14 protein-coding genes are annotated in these 14,750 nt (G+C 48.1%); 2 read left to right on the top strand and 12 right to left on the bottom strand.

What is annotated here, in order from left to right; genetic code table 11:
• Positions 1-608, top strand: a 608-nt coding sequence (locus tag OCV68_RS00850; RefSeq protein ID WP_317259191.1) for a DUF554 domain-containing protein, incomplete at its 5' end; no start/stop codon positions are given.
• Between the two features lie 93 nt (positions 609-701).
• Here OCV68_RS00850 and OCV68_RS00845 read toward each other — a convergent pair.
• The 11 genes from OCV68_RS00845 to OCV68_RS00795 form a co-directional block, all read right to left on the bottom strand.
• Entirely contained in the window at positions 702-3,950 is a 3,249-nt protein-coding gene (locus tag OCV68_RS00845; protein ID WP_262570151.1) for a transglutaminase domain-containing protein, read from the bottom strand.
• 231 nt (positions 3,951-4,181) lie between these two features.
• Positions 4,182-5,585, bottom strand: coding sequence for an ABC transporter substrate-binding protein (locus tag OCV68_RS00840; RefSeq protein ID WP_147622362.1), 1,404 nt, complete (start codon positions 5,583-5,585; stop codon positions 4,182-4,184).
• Positions 5,586-5,862: 277 nt separating this feature from the next.
• Positions 5,863-6,555 carry a tRNA (adenosine(37)-N6)-threonylcarbamoyltransferase complex dimerization subunit type 1 TsaB gene (gene tsaB / locus OCV68_RS00835; RefSeq protein ID WP_262570149.1) on the bottom strand — a complete coding sequence of 231 codons (693 nt, stop codon included), beginning with the start codon at positions 6,553-6,555 and terminating at the stop codon, positions 5,863-5,865.
• Positions 6,536-7,000 (bottom strand): tRNA (adenosine(37)-N6)-threonylcarbamoyltransferase complex ATPase subunit type 1 TsaE, encoded by a 465-nt coding sequence (gene tsaE, locus OCV68_RS00830; protein ID WP_022475023.1) that lies wholly within the window; start codon positions 6,998-7,000, stop codon positions 6,536-6,538. Before tsaE ends, tsaB begins: the two co-directional genes overlap by 20 nt.
• Positions 7,001-7,056: 56 nt before the next feature.
• Positions 7,057-8,127, bottom strand: coding sequence for a GNAT family N-acetyltransferase (locus OCV68_RS00825; protein WP_178086106.1), 1,071 nt, complete (start codon positions 8,125-8,127; stop codon positions 7,057-7,059).
• 219 nt (positions 8,128-8,346) lie between these two features.
• Positions 8,347-8,901, bottom strand: coding sequence for a Maf family protein (locus tag OCV68_RS00820; protein ID WP_262570146.1), 555 nt, complete (start codon positions 8,899-8,901; stop codon positions 8,347-8,349).
• A complete protein-coding gene (locus tag OCV68_RS00815) occupies positions 8,901-9,347 on the bottom strand; it encodes a hypothetical protein (protein ID WP_262570144.1) in 447 nt (148 codons plus the stop codon). Before OCV68_RS00815 ends, OCV68_RS00820 begins: the two co-directional genes overlap by 1 nt.
• A 1-nt stretch (position 9,348) precedes the next feature.
• The gene (locus OCV68_RS00810) at positions 9,349-9,483 is read right to left on the bottom strand and encodes a hypothetical protein (RefSeq protein WP_022475019.1); all 135 of its coding nucleotides are present in this window, start codon (positions 9,481-9,483) and stop codon (positions 9,349-9,351) included.
• Positions 9,484-9,514: 31 nt separating this feature from the next.
• Complete coding sequence (locus OCV68_RS00805; protein WP_262570375.1) at positions 9,515-10,996, bottom strand: L-fucose/L-arabinose isomerase family protein; 1,482 nt, start codon at positions 10,994-10,996, stop codon at positions 9,515-9,517.
• Between the two features lie 26 nt (positions 10,997-11,022).
• Positions 11,023-11,661 carry a protein adenylyltransferase Fic gene (gene fic / locus OCV68_RS00800; RefSeq protein ID WP_262570143.1) on the bottom strand — a complete coding sequence of 213 codons (639 nt, stop codon included), beginning with the start codon at positions 11,659-11,661 and terminating at the stop codon, positions 11,023-11,025.
• Positions 11,662-11,665: 4 nt separating this feature from the next.
• A complete protein-coding gene (locus tag OCV68_RS00795) occupies positions 11,666-12,619 on the bottom strand; it encodes a M15 family metallopeptidase (RefSeq protein ID WP_262570142.1) in 954 nt (317 codons plus the stop codon).
• A gap of 112 nt (positions 12,620-12,731) precedes the next feature.
• Between OCV68_RS00795 and nrdR the strand changes: the two genes are divergently transcribed.
• Complete coding sequence (gene nrdR, locus OCV68_RS00790; protein ID WP_262570140.1) at positions 12,732-13,181, top strand: transcriptional regulator NrdR; 450 nt, start codon at positions 12,732-12,734, stop codon at positions 13,179-13,181.
• 62 nt (positions 13,182-13,243) lie between these two features.
• Here the strand turns inward: nrdR and OCV68_RS00785 are convergent, their stop codons facing one another.
• Entirely contained in the window at positions 13,244-14,572 is a 1,329-nt protein-coding gene (locus tag OCV68_RS00785; RefSeq protein ID WP_262570139.1) for a CCA tRNA nucleotidyltransferase, read from the bottom strand.
• Positions 14,573-14,750: the final 178 nt, after the last annotated feature.

The raw sequence follows: 14,750 nt of genomic DNA, 5'->3' as shown, positions 1-14,750 counted from the left end.
TTCAGGACATTATAATGCAGGTAATGGGTCTGGCGGTAATGTTCATAGGAGCTTCAGGCGCTCTGCGAGGGATATTCACTGTAAAGGACGGTTTCCTTGAAACAGGCGGCACAATGCTGATGATAGCATCCCTTACCATAGGAGCGCTGCTGGGCGAGCTTATAAACATTGAGGCTCAGATGGAACGCTTCGGCGAATGGCTCAAGGACAAGGCAAAAAGCAGCGGAGATACCAAGTTCGTTGAGGGCTTTGTGACCGCTTCCCTGACAGTCTGCATAGGAGCAATGGCAATAGTCGGCTCCATTGAGGACGGCATCTCGGGCAATCACGACACGCTCTTTGCAAAGGCAGCCCTTGACCTTGTTATCGTAATGGTATGCGTGGCATTCTCAGCCATTCCCGTTGCAATTCTCCAGGGCACCGTAACCATATGCGCAGGCTTTATCGCCCCCATAATGAACGACAGCATTATTGCAAACATCTCGTTCATCGGCTCAATGCTCATCTTCTGCGTGGGCGTTAACCTTTCCTTCGGCAAGAAATTCAAGGTGGGCAATATGCTGCCTGCCATAATAATTCCTTTTATATACGGACTTATTGCAGGATAAAATGCCATTGTATTTTATAACCTCGATCAAATAACACAAAAGCGGTACCGCCCTTTCGGACGATACCGCTATTTTTATGTGTTCATATTGTCATTATGCTCTGGGAGTTGCATATACAACATCGGAGCTGCTGAGGTTTGTCCAGTTGCCGTTTACGCAGGCACGTACTGCAAAGCCGTAGTTAATGCCGTTTACCAGTCCCGAAACTGTGTAGGAAGTGGAGTAAACTGTTGCAACACTGTTATAATCGCCGTTGATGTAGGTATATACCATGTATCTGTCGGCGCCGTTTACTGCTGTCCACTGGAGGGAAACATATCCGTTGCCTGCTGCCGCACTGGTGATCTTAGGAGTTGAGGAGTAAGTAAGAGGTGTGCAGTAAACTATGTCAGAACCTGTGTAGCTTGTCCATGTGCTGCCCACATATGCTCTTACCAGGAAGCCGTATCTGATGCCGCCTACAAGACCCTGAACATTGTAGCTTGTGCCTTTTACGGTGGCTACCTGATTCATGGAGCCGTTGATGTAGGTGTAGATAGCATATCTGGAAGCGCCTGTTACAGCTGTCCACTTGAGGGATACGCTCTCAACGCCTGCGGTTGCACTGGTTATCTTAGGTGAAGAGGGAGCTGTGGGAGTTGCATAAACGATATCGGAAGATGTAACAGCAGACCATGCGCCGTTTACGTAAGCCTTGACTGCAAAGCCGTACTTGATGCCGTTTGCGAGGTTCTTTACTGTCATAGATGTCGCTGTGGTGGTTCCTCTGTTAGTCCACTGACCGTTCAGATAAGAGTAAACCGCATACTTGGAAGCTCCGCTTATGCCCGACCATGTAAGTGTTACCTGACCGTTACCGGCTGCTGCCTTTGTGATCTTGGGCTTTGTGCTTACTGCGGGAGTTGCATAAACGATATCGGAAGATGTAACGGTGCTCCATGCGCCGTTTACATAAGCCTTGACTGCAAAGCCGTACTTGATGCCGTTTGCGAGGTTCTTTACTCTCATAGATGTTGCTGTGGTGCTGCCTCTGTTGGTCCACTGACCGTTGATAACGGAATAAACCGCATATCTGGTAGCTCCGTTTACAGATGTCCATGTAAGTGTTACCTGACCGTTATCGGGAGTTGCCTTTGTGATCTTGGGCTTTGTGCTTGCAGCGGGAGTTGCATAAACGATATCGGAAGATGTAACGGAAGTCCATGCGCCGTTTACATAAGCCTTAACCGCAAAGCCGTATCTGATGCCGTTTGCAAGACCTGTTACTGTCATGTATCCGTTTCTGGTGTATCCGTGGTTCTGCCACTGACCGTTGACAACGGAATATACTGCATAATTGGTAGCGCCGCTTACGCCCGACCATGAAAGTGTAACCTGACCGTTATCGGGAGTTGCCTTTGTGATCTTGGGCTTGTTTGCAGCTGTGGGAGTTGCATAAACGATATCGGAGCTTGAAACGGAAGACCATACACCGTTTACCAGTGCCTTTACTGCGAAGCCGTACTTCAAGCCGCCTGTAAGACCTGTAACGGTCATGCTTGTAGCTGTGGTGTAGCCTCTGAGCACCCACTGATTGTTATTCTTGGTATAAACCGCATAATTGGTAGCGCCGCTTACAGCTGTCCATGTAAGATAAGCCTGACCGCTGCCGGGAATTACCTTGGTGATAACGGGCTTGGGAGAATAAGTGGGGGTTGCATATACCACGTCGTTTGCGGTATAGGAGCTGAGGTTGCCGTTGATATAGTAACGTACCAAAAATCCGTAGCGGACGTTATTTGTAAGTCCTGTTACGGTGTAGGTATTGCCTGTGGTAGCACCTATATATGTAAGATAGCCGTTCATATAGGTATAAACGTTATACTGTGATGCGCCGGGTATCTTGCTCCACTGGAGGGAAGCGGTTCCGTTTATTGCGGAGGTTACCTTTAGGTTAAGAGCATTGGGAGAAGCAGGGTCGTTCTTCACGCAGCTGGGAAGAGTGATGTTGGTGTAATACTTGTTCATCACGGTGTAGTTGATGTTGTGGCGTGAATCAAGGCTCTGGAAGTATGTGGTGCTCTTATTGCAGTATCTGCTGTCAATGTAGCTTCCCTGATCCATAAGGCTTACATCTATCTCATACCAGTCGTTGAATATCTTTACTCTGTTCCATGCGTGGTTTTCGGTGATGACTGTGATACAGTCAAGACCTGCCGCATTGCAGAAATATGTCATTGTCATGGCATATCCGCTGCCATAGCACTGTCTGTCAAGGAGAGCGCCTGCGATAGACTGATGATGTGCGCCTGTGGAATAGGAAACAGCGTTAGCTATCTTCTGATAAATAGCCTGCTCCTTGGTAAGGTCATTGGTGCACTTGTTGATATCAGCCATCCATGTGTTGGTGATGCTGTTGATGCTGTTGTAAGCATTTCTTCTTACGGTACCGTTCTGGTAATCGGAATACATCATGGGGTAAACAAAGTTCTGACCGAATCTGTAGCCGTTTGTAAGGAAGAAATACTGGGGATTTGAGTAGTAGAACATATACAGTATCTGCTCAAGACGTGAGCTGGAGATGCTGTTGGAATCGAAGGAAATGTAGTCGATGTACTGAGATGTGTAGGTCTGGCTGGAAGAAAGCACTGCGTTGCAGGCATTTGCCAGATTGTTGTACAGAGTACGTTCGGCTGAGTTCAGCTGATTGTAGAAATAGCTGGTGTTGTAACGGTATGTAGCGTCTAAAGTCTCGCTGTAGGCATCAGTCTCATTAAGAGCCTTGTCCTTGTCGATCATCTCTCTGATAGCTGCCATATCGTCATCGTCGGTGTAGATGCCCTCAACACCAACATCGGGGAGAACCATGTTGGAATCCTCTGCCATAATATCCTCAGCGGACTTTCCTGTCTTAGCAGTATCATCTGTTGTCTCGACAGTCTCAGTCTCATCTGGTTCGGTGACATCAGGTTCTGTTACATCGGGTTCAGTTACATCAGGTTCTGTTACATCAGGTTCTGTTACATCAGGCTCGGTTACGTCGGGTTCGGTTACGTCGGGTTCTGTTACATCTGGCTCTGTTACGTCAGGCTCGGTGATGTCGGGTTCGGTTACGTCGGGTTCTGTTACGTCTGGTTCGGTTACGTCAGGCTCGGTTACGTCAGGTTCGGTTACGTCAAGCTCGGTTACGTCAGGTTCGGTGATGTCGGGTTCGGTCACGTCGGGCACAGTTACTTCAGTTACAGCAGGAACATTTTCGTCAGTGCCCGCAGGGACATCTGCAAAAACGGTTACTGTACACTGGAGAGCTGTCAGTGCCGCCATAGACGCAGCCGCAATGACTTTTGTTACACGTTTCTTCATTATGACCATCCTTTCCAATGGATATTGTACTTATCAACAGGCAGCTTCATCGCATACTGTCTTTAGTATAATTATACACCATTTTTTCAACGAATGCAATAATTTTGGTATCAAAAGAAATCACAATTTGGTTAAAAATGTAACAAAGTAAAAACGCAGCCGCCCATTTTCGGACGGCTGCGTGCAGCATATCATGTCGTTTGACCTACAGGAAGTATTTGAGTAAAAAGCTTATTCAGCATCGTTATAAACCTTGATCTCTTCATCAACGATGGAGTAGTATTCTTCACGAGCCTGTACCCAGTCCTCAAACTGCTCGTTTGCAATTCCCTCATAGAGAACGGTCATAAGAGTATCGGACATATAGGTACTGAGGCCATAGCCGTAATCATAAGCCTGAACGAACTGGTCGGGATCGTAGAAGTTCATAGCGATATCATACATCTCGGAAGTCCAGCCGTCGTTATTCTTTAGGAACTTCTCCTTGGTAGCTTCAACATACTTTTCATCGTAGTTAACGGTTCTGTTGCAGTCGAACCATGCCTTTACGCAGTCAGCGTTCTCAGAACCCTTTACCCACATATATGCGAATACCTTGTTGGAAACATAGTACTTGTCGGAATCAGGATCCTTGGGGAAAGGAACTATCTGGATAACATCATCAGGGCAGGACTTTGCAGCAGCATTGTATGCCCATGTACCCATGGAGTAGAAGAGAATACTGTCATCAACGAAAGCAGACTCGCCGCCGATCCAGCCTCTCTTGATAAGGTTGTTCTTGAAGATATCCTCCAGAACGCCCTGAGCCCTTTCAATCTTCTGGCTTCTCAGGTTGTTGCCGAACTTGGTTCCGTCATATGTTACCATGGTCTCGCCTGAAGTGTAAACGAAAGCGTTTGCCCACCAGCCGCCGATGCCGTATCTTTCGGAACCGGAGTCGTTGCTCTCAACGTAGGTCTTCATCATATCAACAAAGGTGTTCCAGTCCCACTCACCGTTGAGGTAAAGCTCATAGGGATCTTCAAAACCATTGTCAGCCATGGTAGTCTTGTTGTACATAAGTACCTGGGTATCGTTGAAGCTGTATCCCAGAGGTGCGATGTAATGCTCGCCCTTCCAGATAAAGCTGTCAGCGGTGTCCTTAACGGCAGCCCACTTGGGGTCGTCCCAGTTAACAAGGGAGTCGATAGCCTGATACTGACCCTTGGAAATGTCATAGGGGAAGGTTCTCCACTCATAAGCAAAGATATCGGGAGATGTACCGCCGAGGATAGAGGTTGCCAGGTCATCAAAGCGCTTGTCGCTTGTTGTGGGCATATACTCTATCTTAGCGCCGTAGGTATCTTCAAAAAGTGCAAGCTCGGGGCTTCTCTCGGGAGAGTCGTTTGTGGGGTTAAGGTCGTAAATGCCAAGCCACTTCAGGGTCTTGCCGCTGATATCAACATCAAGGGTCTCATCAAGAGCATCTACCTCGATATCGTCGCCTGTCCACTCGGTAGCGGCTGTAGTGGTAACATCGGCAGTGGTAGTGTCCCCTGTTGTTGCGCTGCCACTGTCAGAGCTGCCTCCGCAGGCAGTAAGGGAAGCGGTAAGGGAAAGTGCCAGTATTCCGGCTGTAAGCTTCTTATAATTCATTTTTCAACATCCTCCTTAAACTCGGTTTATAAAAGCTTTGTTTTGAAATCGTTTGCAAATTTTGCTTAATACTGTTTGGATTTACTGTCCGTGTTTTATACATCATAGCATATTGTGCCAATAAAGTCAACTATTTTTTAAACTGCCGCCCTATTTTTATACTTTTTGCACAAATATTCACCTATTTTTTTGCAACAATAAAACTCAAAAGCAAATAAAAACGGCAGCGGAGCTTTTTTGCCTACCGCTGCCGTTTTATATGTTCAGATGTTAATACTCAGACTTTGTTCTTGTCTATCAGGTCCTTTTCCGCCTTGGTTATCTGCATATATTCCGCATTAAGCTCATCGGGGGAAGAAAAGCCCTTTTTCATTGCCGCAAAGCAAAGGCTGGACGCCAGCGGAGAGTTGAGAAGAGGCGCTGCCCTGAATACCATCTCATTGTCCGCAGCCTTGACAGCCTCAGCGCTGTAATCGCCGGTGCAGACCACCGCACCCTTGCGGGCACATTCATTAAGGCGGATTGCAAGCTCCTCAACGGTGATTATCTCGTCCTCGGAAAGTCTTTCCACATTTCCCAAATAGTCCGACTCAAAAAAAGCAGAGTAAACCAGGTTCTGCCTTGCGTGCATAACGGAGCATATAACAGTGTCCGTTCCGCTGAAATTATACGCCAGCGATTCCAGCGCAGATACTCCCGCACAGGGCTTATCCAGCGCAAAGCAAATCCCCTTCACTGCGGAAATGCCGATCCTCAGACCCGTGTATGAACCTGGACCGCTCACAGCCGCAAAGCCGTCTATCTCCTCAAGCTTTTTGCCCGAATCCTCCAGCATTTTCTTCACCATGGGAAGAATTACCTGAGAATGGGTAAGCTTTGTAACAAACGTATTCTGAGCAAGAACAGCATCTTCGGTACAGAGCGCACATGAAGCGGTCTTTCCCGATGTGTCAATTCCAATTACCAGCAAATCTATCAGCTCCATTAGGGTCGGTGACGGTTATTTTTCTGCCGTCCCCGCCTGTTGATTCAAGTTCAATAGTTATGACAGAGCTGTCCAGCTCGTCCTCGATATTCTCCGACCATTCAGCCGCAATGACCGCATCGTCGGACATATAATCAAAATATCCCGTGGTTTCCAGATCTTCGCCGCCGCTTATGCGGTACATATCGAAATGATACAGTGAAAGCCCGCTGCCGTGATACTCATTGACAATGGAAAATGTAGGCGATGAAACGTTGTCGGGAAGCCCCATTCCCAGAGCGATGCCACGGGTGATGGTGGTCTTTCCTGCGCCCAGTCCGCCCTTGTAGGCAATTATCTCGCCGCCTTTAAGACGGGAGCCTATCTGCCTGCCAAGCTCTATGGTCTCCTCAGGGGAATTTGTGTAAAAGACTTTCTTGAACGGCTCCATAGTTATGACGCATACCCCTTTGACGGAATATGCGTCCTCCTCTCATTTTTTTAATTTCAGCCCTCGTCACGCATGGATTTAAGCAGACTGTCAGCGTCTGCGGCAGCATTCATAAGCGACCTCAGCTCTTCGGTAAGGTCACGCTTTTTCTCTGCCTTTTCAGCCTTTGCCGCCTTTTCCTCATCGGGGATAAGGTCGTCCATGGTTATTACGGGGATACCGTCGTCCTCAGGAGCTGCCTCGGGAGCTTCATTCTGAACTTCCTGCTCCTCAGGCTCTTCTTCGGTCTTAGGCTTCTTGTGACAGGCAATGACCGCATGATTTTTCGATGCGGATACGTTCATTACCCTGAATGTCTCGCAGAAGAACGAGATATCATCGTCCTCCAGAGAGCGTATCTTATATCTTTTCCTGTCTGCATAGCCGTATTTCTCGGTGCAGATTATGTCAAAGCCGAAAAGCGGAGTTCTCACGCCGATGCAGCCTATCTCCAGCTCGCTGACGTTTTCAAAAATTATCTCCGCATTGAATTTTACAGGCTCATTGCTGTAAAAAGTCATTCTTATGAAAGGCACCTTTACGCCCTCGCTGCCGATGCCGCTGTAATAGCTGAAATCGCCGAAAGCGTCAAAATTGTACCAGTAAAAGTCCTCGGAAAGGTCGGTTATCTGCTCGATACCGTATATCTCGCCGAAATTCTTTCGCAGAGCGCAGTGCTCTTCGTTCATGGGCATGGATTTCTTCATACCCACAGCCAGCTTTTCAAAGCCCATACCCTCATACCATTTTATAAGGCTGTCCTCACAGAAAAGCTGAACATTGAGTTTGTAAATGCCTGTCTGGCAGTATTCCACCAACCGCCTTACAATCTCGGCGCCGATGCCGTGCCTGCGGTAATCGTTCCTTACGCAGATACCGCTCATAACAGCGGCAATAAGTCCGTCGGAAGCAACTCTGCCCAGACCTATGAGCTTGTCGCCGTCATATGCATATATGGAGTAGAAGCTGGCATTTGCCTTTGCAATATCCTCATCTGTATATCCGGGAAGCTGGTACCATTCCAGTGATTTGTAAAGATCGATGGTATCTTCGGGCTTTTTAAGCGCTGAAAGATATTCTATTTCCACAAATATTACCACCCTTCTGAGAATTTTGTCAAAAGACAAATAACGCCCCAACGGAACATTATCACGGCATAAAAAAATATAAACAGTAAATATTACTGTTTATATTTTACCATATTTAATACACAGGGTCAAGCACTATTTAGCATTTGTATTATTACAAATTTATAATTGTCAAACAAAAGCTGATTGACACTGCATATTTTGTTAAAATTGCTCAAATCATATAAGACCTTTAAGCTCACGCCTGAGCCTTGCCACAGGCAGACCCACAACGTTGAAAAAGTCGCCTCTGATACCCTTTACCAGTGTGCAGCCCTCGGACTGGATACCGTAAGCCCCAGCCTTGTCCATAGGGTCGCCCGTTGCGATGTAGGCACGTATCTCCTCATCGGTCAGGGGATAAAAGTCAACCTCGGTGCACTGGGAAAAGCCTTTCTCGCCGTCCTTTGAGCATATGCACACGCCTGTTATGACCTTGTGGGTATGCCCCGAAAGCCTGCTCAGCATTTCAAAGGCGTTTTCCCCATTCTTGGGCTTGCCCATTATCTCACCGTCAAGGATCACTATAGTATCGCAGCCGATAACAACATCCTCAGGGTGAGCCTTTGCCACAGCTCTTGCTTTCTGCACCGCAAGATACTCCGATGCCTTTTCGGGGGCTATCTCGGGCGGAATTGTCTCGTCAATATCCGCAGGGCATATCCCAAAATCGGGAACGGCAAATTTCAGAAGCTCCTGCCGTCTGGGTGAAGCGGAAGCCAGCAGAACCGACATTATATTACCCCCAGTTTTCTGCCCAGCTCGTTGAATTCATCATCGGGGAAAGGCATCCATTCATTTTCATATTCACGGCGGCTCTCGCCCTCGGAATAGGGCTTGAAAGCACCGTATATCTCTGCAGCAAGCTGTTTAAGGTCAGTCTGAGCCGCAAAAGCTTCCTCACACCTGTCCTTATCAAAGGCGCCTTTAAGATCCTCCTTGCTGAGATATATCTTAAAAAGTCCAGAGCCGTTTATCTCAACAGCCCACGCCCCGGGCTCATTATCAAGGACGGCATAAAAACTGCCGTCCCCCGATAATGCGTCGGAACACGCCTTTATGAGCTGACGGGCGCTGTCCGTTTTCCACACATCTGTTGCCAGAATGCAGAAAACGTCGCTGCCCATATCAAAGGTCACATTGAGCCAGCCTGCAATTATCTCATCAACAGTAAATCTCATATCACTTATTTGCGGCGTTCTTTTCGTCGTTATGCTTGTTGATAAGATCCATGCCAACGATAGCAAGACTGAACAGGAGAATGAGCTTCAGAGCAAAGCCCAGAACATCAAAAAGAACAAAGATAAATTTTTTCATTGAACATTTCCTTTCAAAATCAAAGAGAAAATCACGCAAAAGGATTTTCGGACTTGTAGAGCATTCCCTTGGGCTGATTGAAGCCGATGCTTGCCACGCCAAGATATCTGAACACATTGAACAGAGCCTTGCCGTTGTGAGCAAAGGTCACAGCGCCGTGGTGAGGGAATCTGCCCTCGATAAGCACATGGCGGTAAAATCTTCCCATTTCGTTGATGGCAAAAATTCCAATGCCGCCGAAGGAACGTGTGGCAACAGGGAGTATCTCGCCCTCTGCAACGTATGCCGCAAGCTGAGCGTCAGCTGTGGACTGGAGACGGAAGAAGGTTATCTGAGAGGGAATGATATCGCCCTCGAGAGTACCTCTTGTGATATCAGGCTCCTTATCAGGCTCCAGACCTCTGTGCATGATGAGCTGATACTTCATCTCGCAGGAGGTAAGCTTCTTTGCGGTGGTGTTTCCGCAGTGGAAGCCCATGAATGTGTCTGTATGAGCATAAGTGAACTTGCCCTTGATGTCATTCTCGTAAATGTCCGCAGGAACAGTGTTGTTGATATCAAGCAGTGTTACCGCATCATCGGAAACGCACTGTCCTATGTACTCGCTTACAGCTCCCCAGATATCAACCTCGCAGGAAACAGGAATGCCTCTTCCCGTAAGACGACTGTTAACATAGCAGGGAACGAAGCCGAACTGTGTCTGGAAAGAGGGCCAGCACTTGTTGGCAAAGATAACAAATTCTCTTTCGCCCTTGTGCTCCTCAGCCCAGTCAAGGAGAGTTATCTCATACTGAGCAAGCTTGGGGAGAATGCCGGGCATCTTGTTGCCCTGTCCAAGCTCCTCAGCCATTTCGGCAACGACCTTTTCGATCCTTGCATCGCCTGCATGAGCATTGAATGCAGCAAACAGGTCAAGCTCGGAGTTTTCCTCTATCTCAGCGCCCAGATTGTAGATTCGTGCGATAGGTGCGTTGCAGGCAAGGAAGTCCTGAGGACGGGGGCCAAAGGAGATGACCTTGAGCTTTGAAAGACCGAGAACGACTCTTGCCACGGGGATAAATCCGCCTATCATATCAGCCACTTCATCGGCAGTGCCTACGGGATATTCGGGGATATAAGCCTTAACGCCTCTAAGCCCCAGGTTGTAGCTTGCGTTGAGCATACCGCAGTATGCGTCTCCTCTGCCGCTCACAAGGTTATCGCCTGTTTCCTCGGCAGCAGCCGCAAACATTACAGGCAGACCAAATCTCTTGGCAAGGAGAGTTTCGGCAGTCTCGGGGCCGAAGTTGCCCAAATATACCACCAGTGCATTTACTCCCGCTTCTTTCAGCTCTTCCACCGCTTTGAGCATATCCTTTTCGCTCTCAACTGTGGTGGGACATTCATAAACATCTATTCCTTTTGCGGAACAGGCCTTGCATACGGCTGTTCTTCTGCCTGCGGAAAGGCTTGCGGGGAAGCAGTCACGGCTCACCGCAACTATTCCGAGACGTATTTCGGGCATATTCATCATCTTATTCATATTTATATCTCCTTTTTTCAGGGGCATTCCCTGTTTATTTTATTGTGCAATTCCGACAGACGGGCTGTACTGTAGGCAGTGTAACCCTCGTAATAATAGCTGTTGTCGATGCCTTTCATAAAGGTATCACGGTCGCTTATCCTGTCGGTGAGAGCCGAAGCGATGACCGCCTTGATGTCCCTGTCGCTTACGGGGCTGTGCTCCATGGCGGCAAGATAGCTTTCCTTGTCAACGCTGTTCCAGTCGGTGACTTTGCCAAGGGAGGCTTTCAGCATAAGGTCGAGCCATATGCGCATACTGCGCCCGTTGCCCTCCCTGAACGGGTGAGCAATGTTCATTTCAACATATTTTTCGATTATCTCATCAAAGCTGCTCTGGGGCATCTTTTCCACTGCCGCCAGCGCATCTTCAAGATACATGACCGAAGCAAAGCGAAATTTTCCCTTTGAGATATTGACCGTCCGCAGCTTTCCCGCAAAATCATAGATGTCACAGAAAAGGAAACGGTGTATCTCACACAAAGTGGACACTGTTCCCGCTTCAAGCGTATCAAGGAAGCCGCTTTCAAACATCACGGAAGCCTTTGTTTTGCTTATCCGCTCCTCTTCACGGGCAAGCTCCGCAGAGTTTGTGATGCCAAGCTTATTTTCAAGCATATTCTCACTCCAGTGTCGGTATATGGCTGACAGCAACGCCGTCCTTATCCACCCAGTTCATTTCCTCAAAATATTCTTCAAGAGTGACCTGCTTGTCGGTAAGGAGCTTTGCATAATATACGCCCACAAAGCGGTAATGCCAAGGCTCGTAGATTATGCCCGTAATATCCTCCTTGCCCTCGGGATAGCGGAGGATAAAACCATAATCCGCTGCGTGCTCCCGGAGCCACTTGTACGCCTCAGTATTCTTGAAGCCGTCGTCGTTCATATCAACATATTCATCAGACATGATATCCGCCGCAAGACCTGCGTTATGCTCGCTGTAGCCGGGGAGCTGCACCTCTTTCAGAGTATCGGCATAAGCCTCATCATAGGTCATTCCCCTGTTGTCCATACGATCCTGCACGCTCTTGTCAAAGTTCTTCTGCTGATACTCCACAGAGCGGTAGGCGGACATAACTATGAGCTGATGTCCGTCCTCAGAGGCAGCCTTGAGCATCTGGGTCATATATTCGGACATTCTTGCGTCCATGTAATATTCTCTCCAGCTCTCATAGACCTTAGCAGTCTCGATGCCGTCGCAGTATTCGGCAGAAACGGGGTTTTTGCCGTTTACCAGGAACATCGCCCAAACGTTGTCCGCATCGGCAGGGTCGGGCATAGGCTCAGCCGCAGCCTCGGTCTCGGAAACATCGGTAACATCGCCATCGGACACACCGGTCTCCGGTCCCTCAGCGTCAGTCACGCCAGCCTCGTCAGTTCCGTCAGACGGAAGTGTCTCGGAGCCTGCCTGCTGTGTGTCGGAAGCACCCGAAGTCTCAGCGGGAAGCTTGTTTTCAGATGTGATATCATCGGTTTTACCTTTGGAAAAATGCGCCATTAAAAACACCGCCGCAAATAAAATTACAGTTGATACCGCAAATATCCTTACGCCGTTATATTTTCTTCTTTTCCTCAATTATTATCATCCTTTTGTTATCAAAATATTGACATCTGACCGCAGAAATTGTATAATATAATTGTAGTATGTGTATGCAAACTATGTACTCATAGGCGAGGAGGCCATAAAAATGAAATGCCCGTTCTGCGGATTTGAAGATACCAAAGTTATAGATTCACGTTTTATCGACGGAAAAAAGCGCCGCCGCCGCCGCTGTACCAACTGCGGAAGGCGTTTTACCACCTACGAATGCGTTGAACTGCCCGAGCTGCTTGTTAATAAAAAGGACAACACTTATGAGCCTTTTGACAGGAACAAGCTTATCAGAGGGCTTTCATTTGCCGTCAAGAAGCGTCCCGTCCCCGGCTCTGCCATTATCGCCATTGCCGACAGCATCGAAAACTACTGCGCCAACAATATGCTCAGCCAGATATCCACAAGCGAGATAAGCGATATGGTGCTCGAGCAACTCAAAAAGCTGGACGAGGTGGCATATGTCCGTTTCGCCTCGGTAAACAAGGATTTCAGCGATGTTGACTGCTTCCTTGATCTTATCAGCGACCTTCGCAAGGATAAGTAAACCGCATTATATATTATTCCCACAAATTTATATTGATACACGGGGGTATATCCCCCGTTTTTTTATTGCTGCAAGCTCTGTGCCGCCGTAAGAAGAGCTTCCTTTTCATTGGGCAGCTCCTCGTCAATGACCTTGGAAAGCAGCTTGTCAAGGGCCTCCCCTATCTGCCTGCCGCTTATGCCCAGCGCCGCAATATCATTGCCGTTGATAGCCAGCTGCCTGAGCGAAAAACACTCATCGCTGCGAACTATCTCATATGCAATTATCTTCATGCCGTCAAGCACAGGGATACGTTCAAGGCAGAAGCTCTGCTTTGCACGGTTATCGCCTTTCATGACCTCAATGAGCCGTATGAACTGCTCCATGCCCATTACCGAAACAAGGCGCCTTACCACACGCTTGCTCTCAATGGGAGTAACGTAGTGATATTTTATAAGCTCCGTCACATTTCGCACGGTCTCACCGTTAAAATGCAGCCTTTCCATAATCTTTTCAGCCATTTCGGCGCTTTGCTTTTCATGGCCGAAGAAATGCCTGTGACCCTCATCATCTGTGCGGCAGCAGGCAGGCTTTGCTATGTCATGGAACAGCAGTGCCAGGCGGACATACTTATCGGGCTTGGATCTTTCAACAGCGTGGGCAATGTGCCCCCACACGTCATATACATGATACCTGCTCTTCTGGTCAAAGCCGTTGCAGGGGGTTATCTCGGGGATAATTGTGCTGAAAACATCGCTGAATTCCATCATGAGAGTGCATGGGGTCTTTCCTGTTACAAAGCGGGTAAGCTCGCTGCTTATGCGCTCGGCTGATATCTCTTTGAGCAGATATTTCTTCTCGTGGATCGCACGGGCTGTTTCGGCGTCAATGACAAAGCCCAGCTCGGAAGCAAATCTTAGAGCACGTAGGATACGCAGTGCGTCCTCCTCAAATCTTTCGTATGGGTCGCCAACGCAGCGGACAACACGCTCGATGATATCGTCCTGACCGCCGAACTTATCCACCAGCCCTCTTTCGGGGGAATACGCCATGGCGTTCATAGTGAAATCACGCCGTGAAAGGTCGTCCTCCAGGCGGGGCGTGAAACAGACAGTATCGGGTCTGCGGTGATCGGCATATGTACCGTCAATGCGGTAGGTGGTGATCTCCACATTTTCTCCGCCGCTGACAACTGTTACGGTGCCGTGCTTTATCCCAGTTTCAATAACGGTAAAGTCCTCGAAACAGGCAGCAGTCTGCCGGGGAAGAGCGTTTGTGGTGATATCATAATCACTCGGTTCTCTGCCCATAAGCCCGTCACGGACACAGCCGCCCGCCAGATAGGCTTCATAGCCTGCGTTATGGAGTTTGTCAAGTACGATACTTATGTTATCGGGTATATTTATTGTCATCTTCTGCCTTGCTCCCTTGGCCGCCCAAAGCGAAAAATTTACTGTTTATTATTATAACACATATTTCTGCAAATTGCAATAATTTGTGAGAGGATTTAAAACAGCACAAATCATCAAAATGAAATTTCTGCCGCCGTTTGACAAATCACGCAGAGTATGATATAATATATGGAATAAT

The sequence above is a fragment of the Huintestinicola butyrica genome, from assembly GCF_025567215.1.
In the GTDB taxonomy this organism is placed as follows: domain Bacteria; phylum Bacillota; class Clostridia; order Oscillospirales; family Ruminococcaceae; genus Huintestinicola; species Huintestinicola butyrica.
This window is presented reverse-complemented; position numbering and strand designations above follow the sequence as displayed.

Bases quoted from the DNA above. Each gene is read 5' to 3' on its own strand.
- OCV68_RS00840 (WP_147622362.1), bottom strand. From the start codon at position 5,585: ATGAATTATAAGAAGCTTACAGCCGGAATACTGGCACTTTCCCTTACC.
- fic (WP_262570143.1), bottom strand. From the start codon at position 11,661: ATGCTTGAAAATAAGCTTGGCATCACAAACTCTGCGGAGCTTGCCCGT.
- OCV68_RS00820 (WP_262570146.1), bottom strand. From the start codon at position 8,901: ATGTCGGTTCTGCTGGCTTCCGCTTCACCCAGACGGCAGGAGCTTCTG.
- OCV68_RS00805 (WP_262570375.1), bottom strand. From the start codon at position 10,996: ATGATGAATATGCCCGAAATACGTCTCGGAATAGTTGCGGTGAGCCGT.
- OCV68_RS00815 (WP_262570144.1), bottom strand. From the start codon at position 9,347: ATGAGATTTACTGTTGATGAGATAATTGCAGGCTGGCTCAATGTGACC.
- OCV68_RS00845 (WP_262570151.1), bottom strand. From the start codon at position 3,950: ATGAAGAAACGTGTAACAAAAGTCATTGCGGCTGCGTCTATGGCGGCA.
- OCV68_RS00810 (WP_022475019.1), bottom strand. From the start codon at position 9,483: ATGAAAAAATTTATCTTTGTTCTTTTTGATGTTCTGGGCTTTGCTCTG.
- OCV68_RS00785 (WP_262570139.1), bottom strand. From the start codon at position 14,572: ATGACAATAAATATACCCGATAACATAAGTATCGTACTTGACAAACTC.
- nrdR (WP_262570140.1), top strand. From the start codon at position 12,732: ATGAAATGCCCGTTCTGCGGATTTGAAGATACCAAAGTTATAGATTCA.
- tsaE (WP_022475023.1), bottom strand. From the start codon at position 7,000: ATGGAGCCGTTCAAGAAAGTCTTTTACACAAATTCCCCTGAGGAGACC.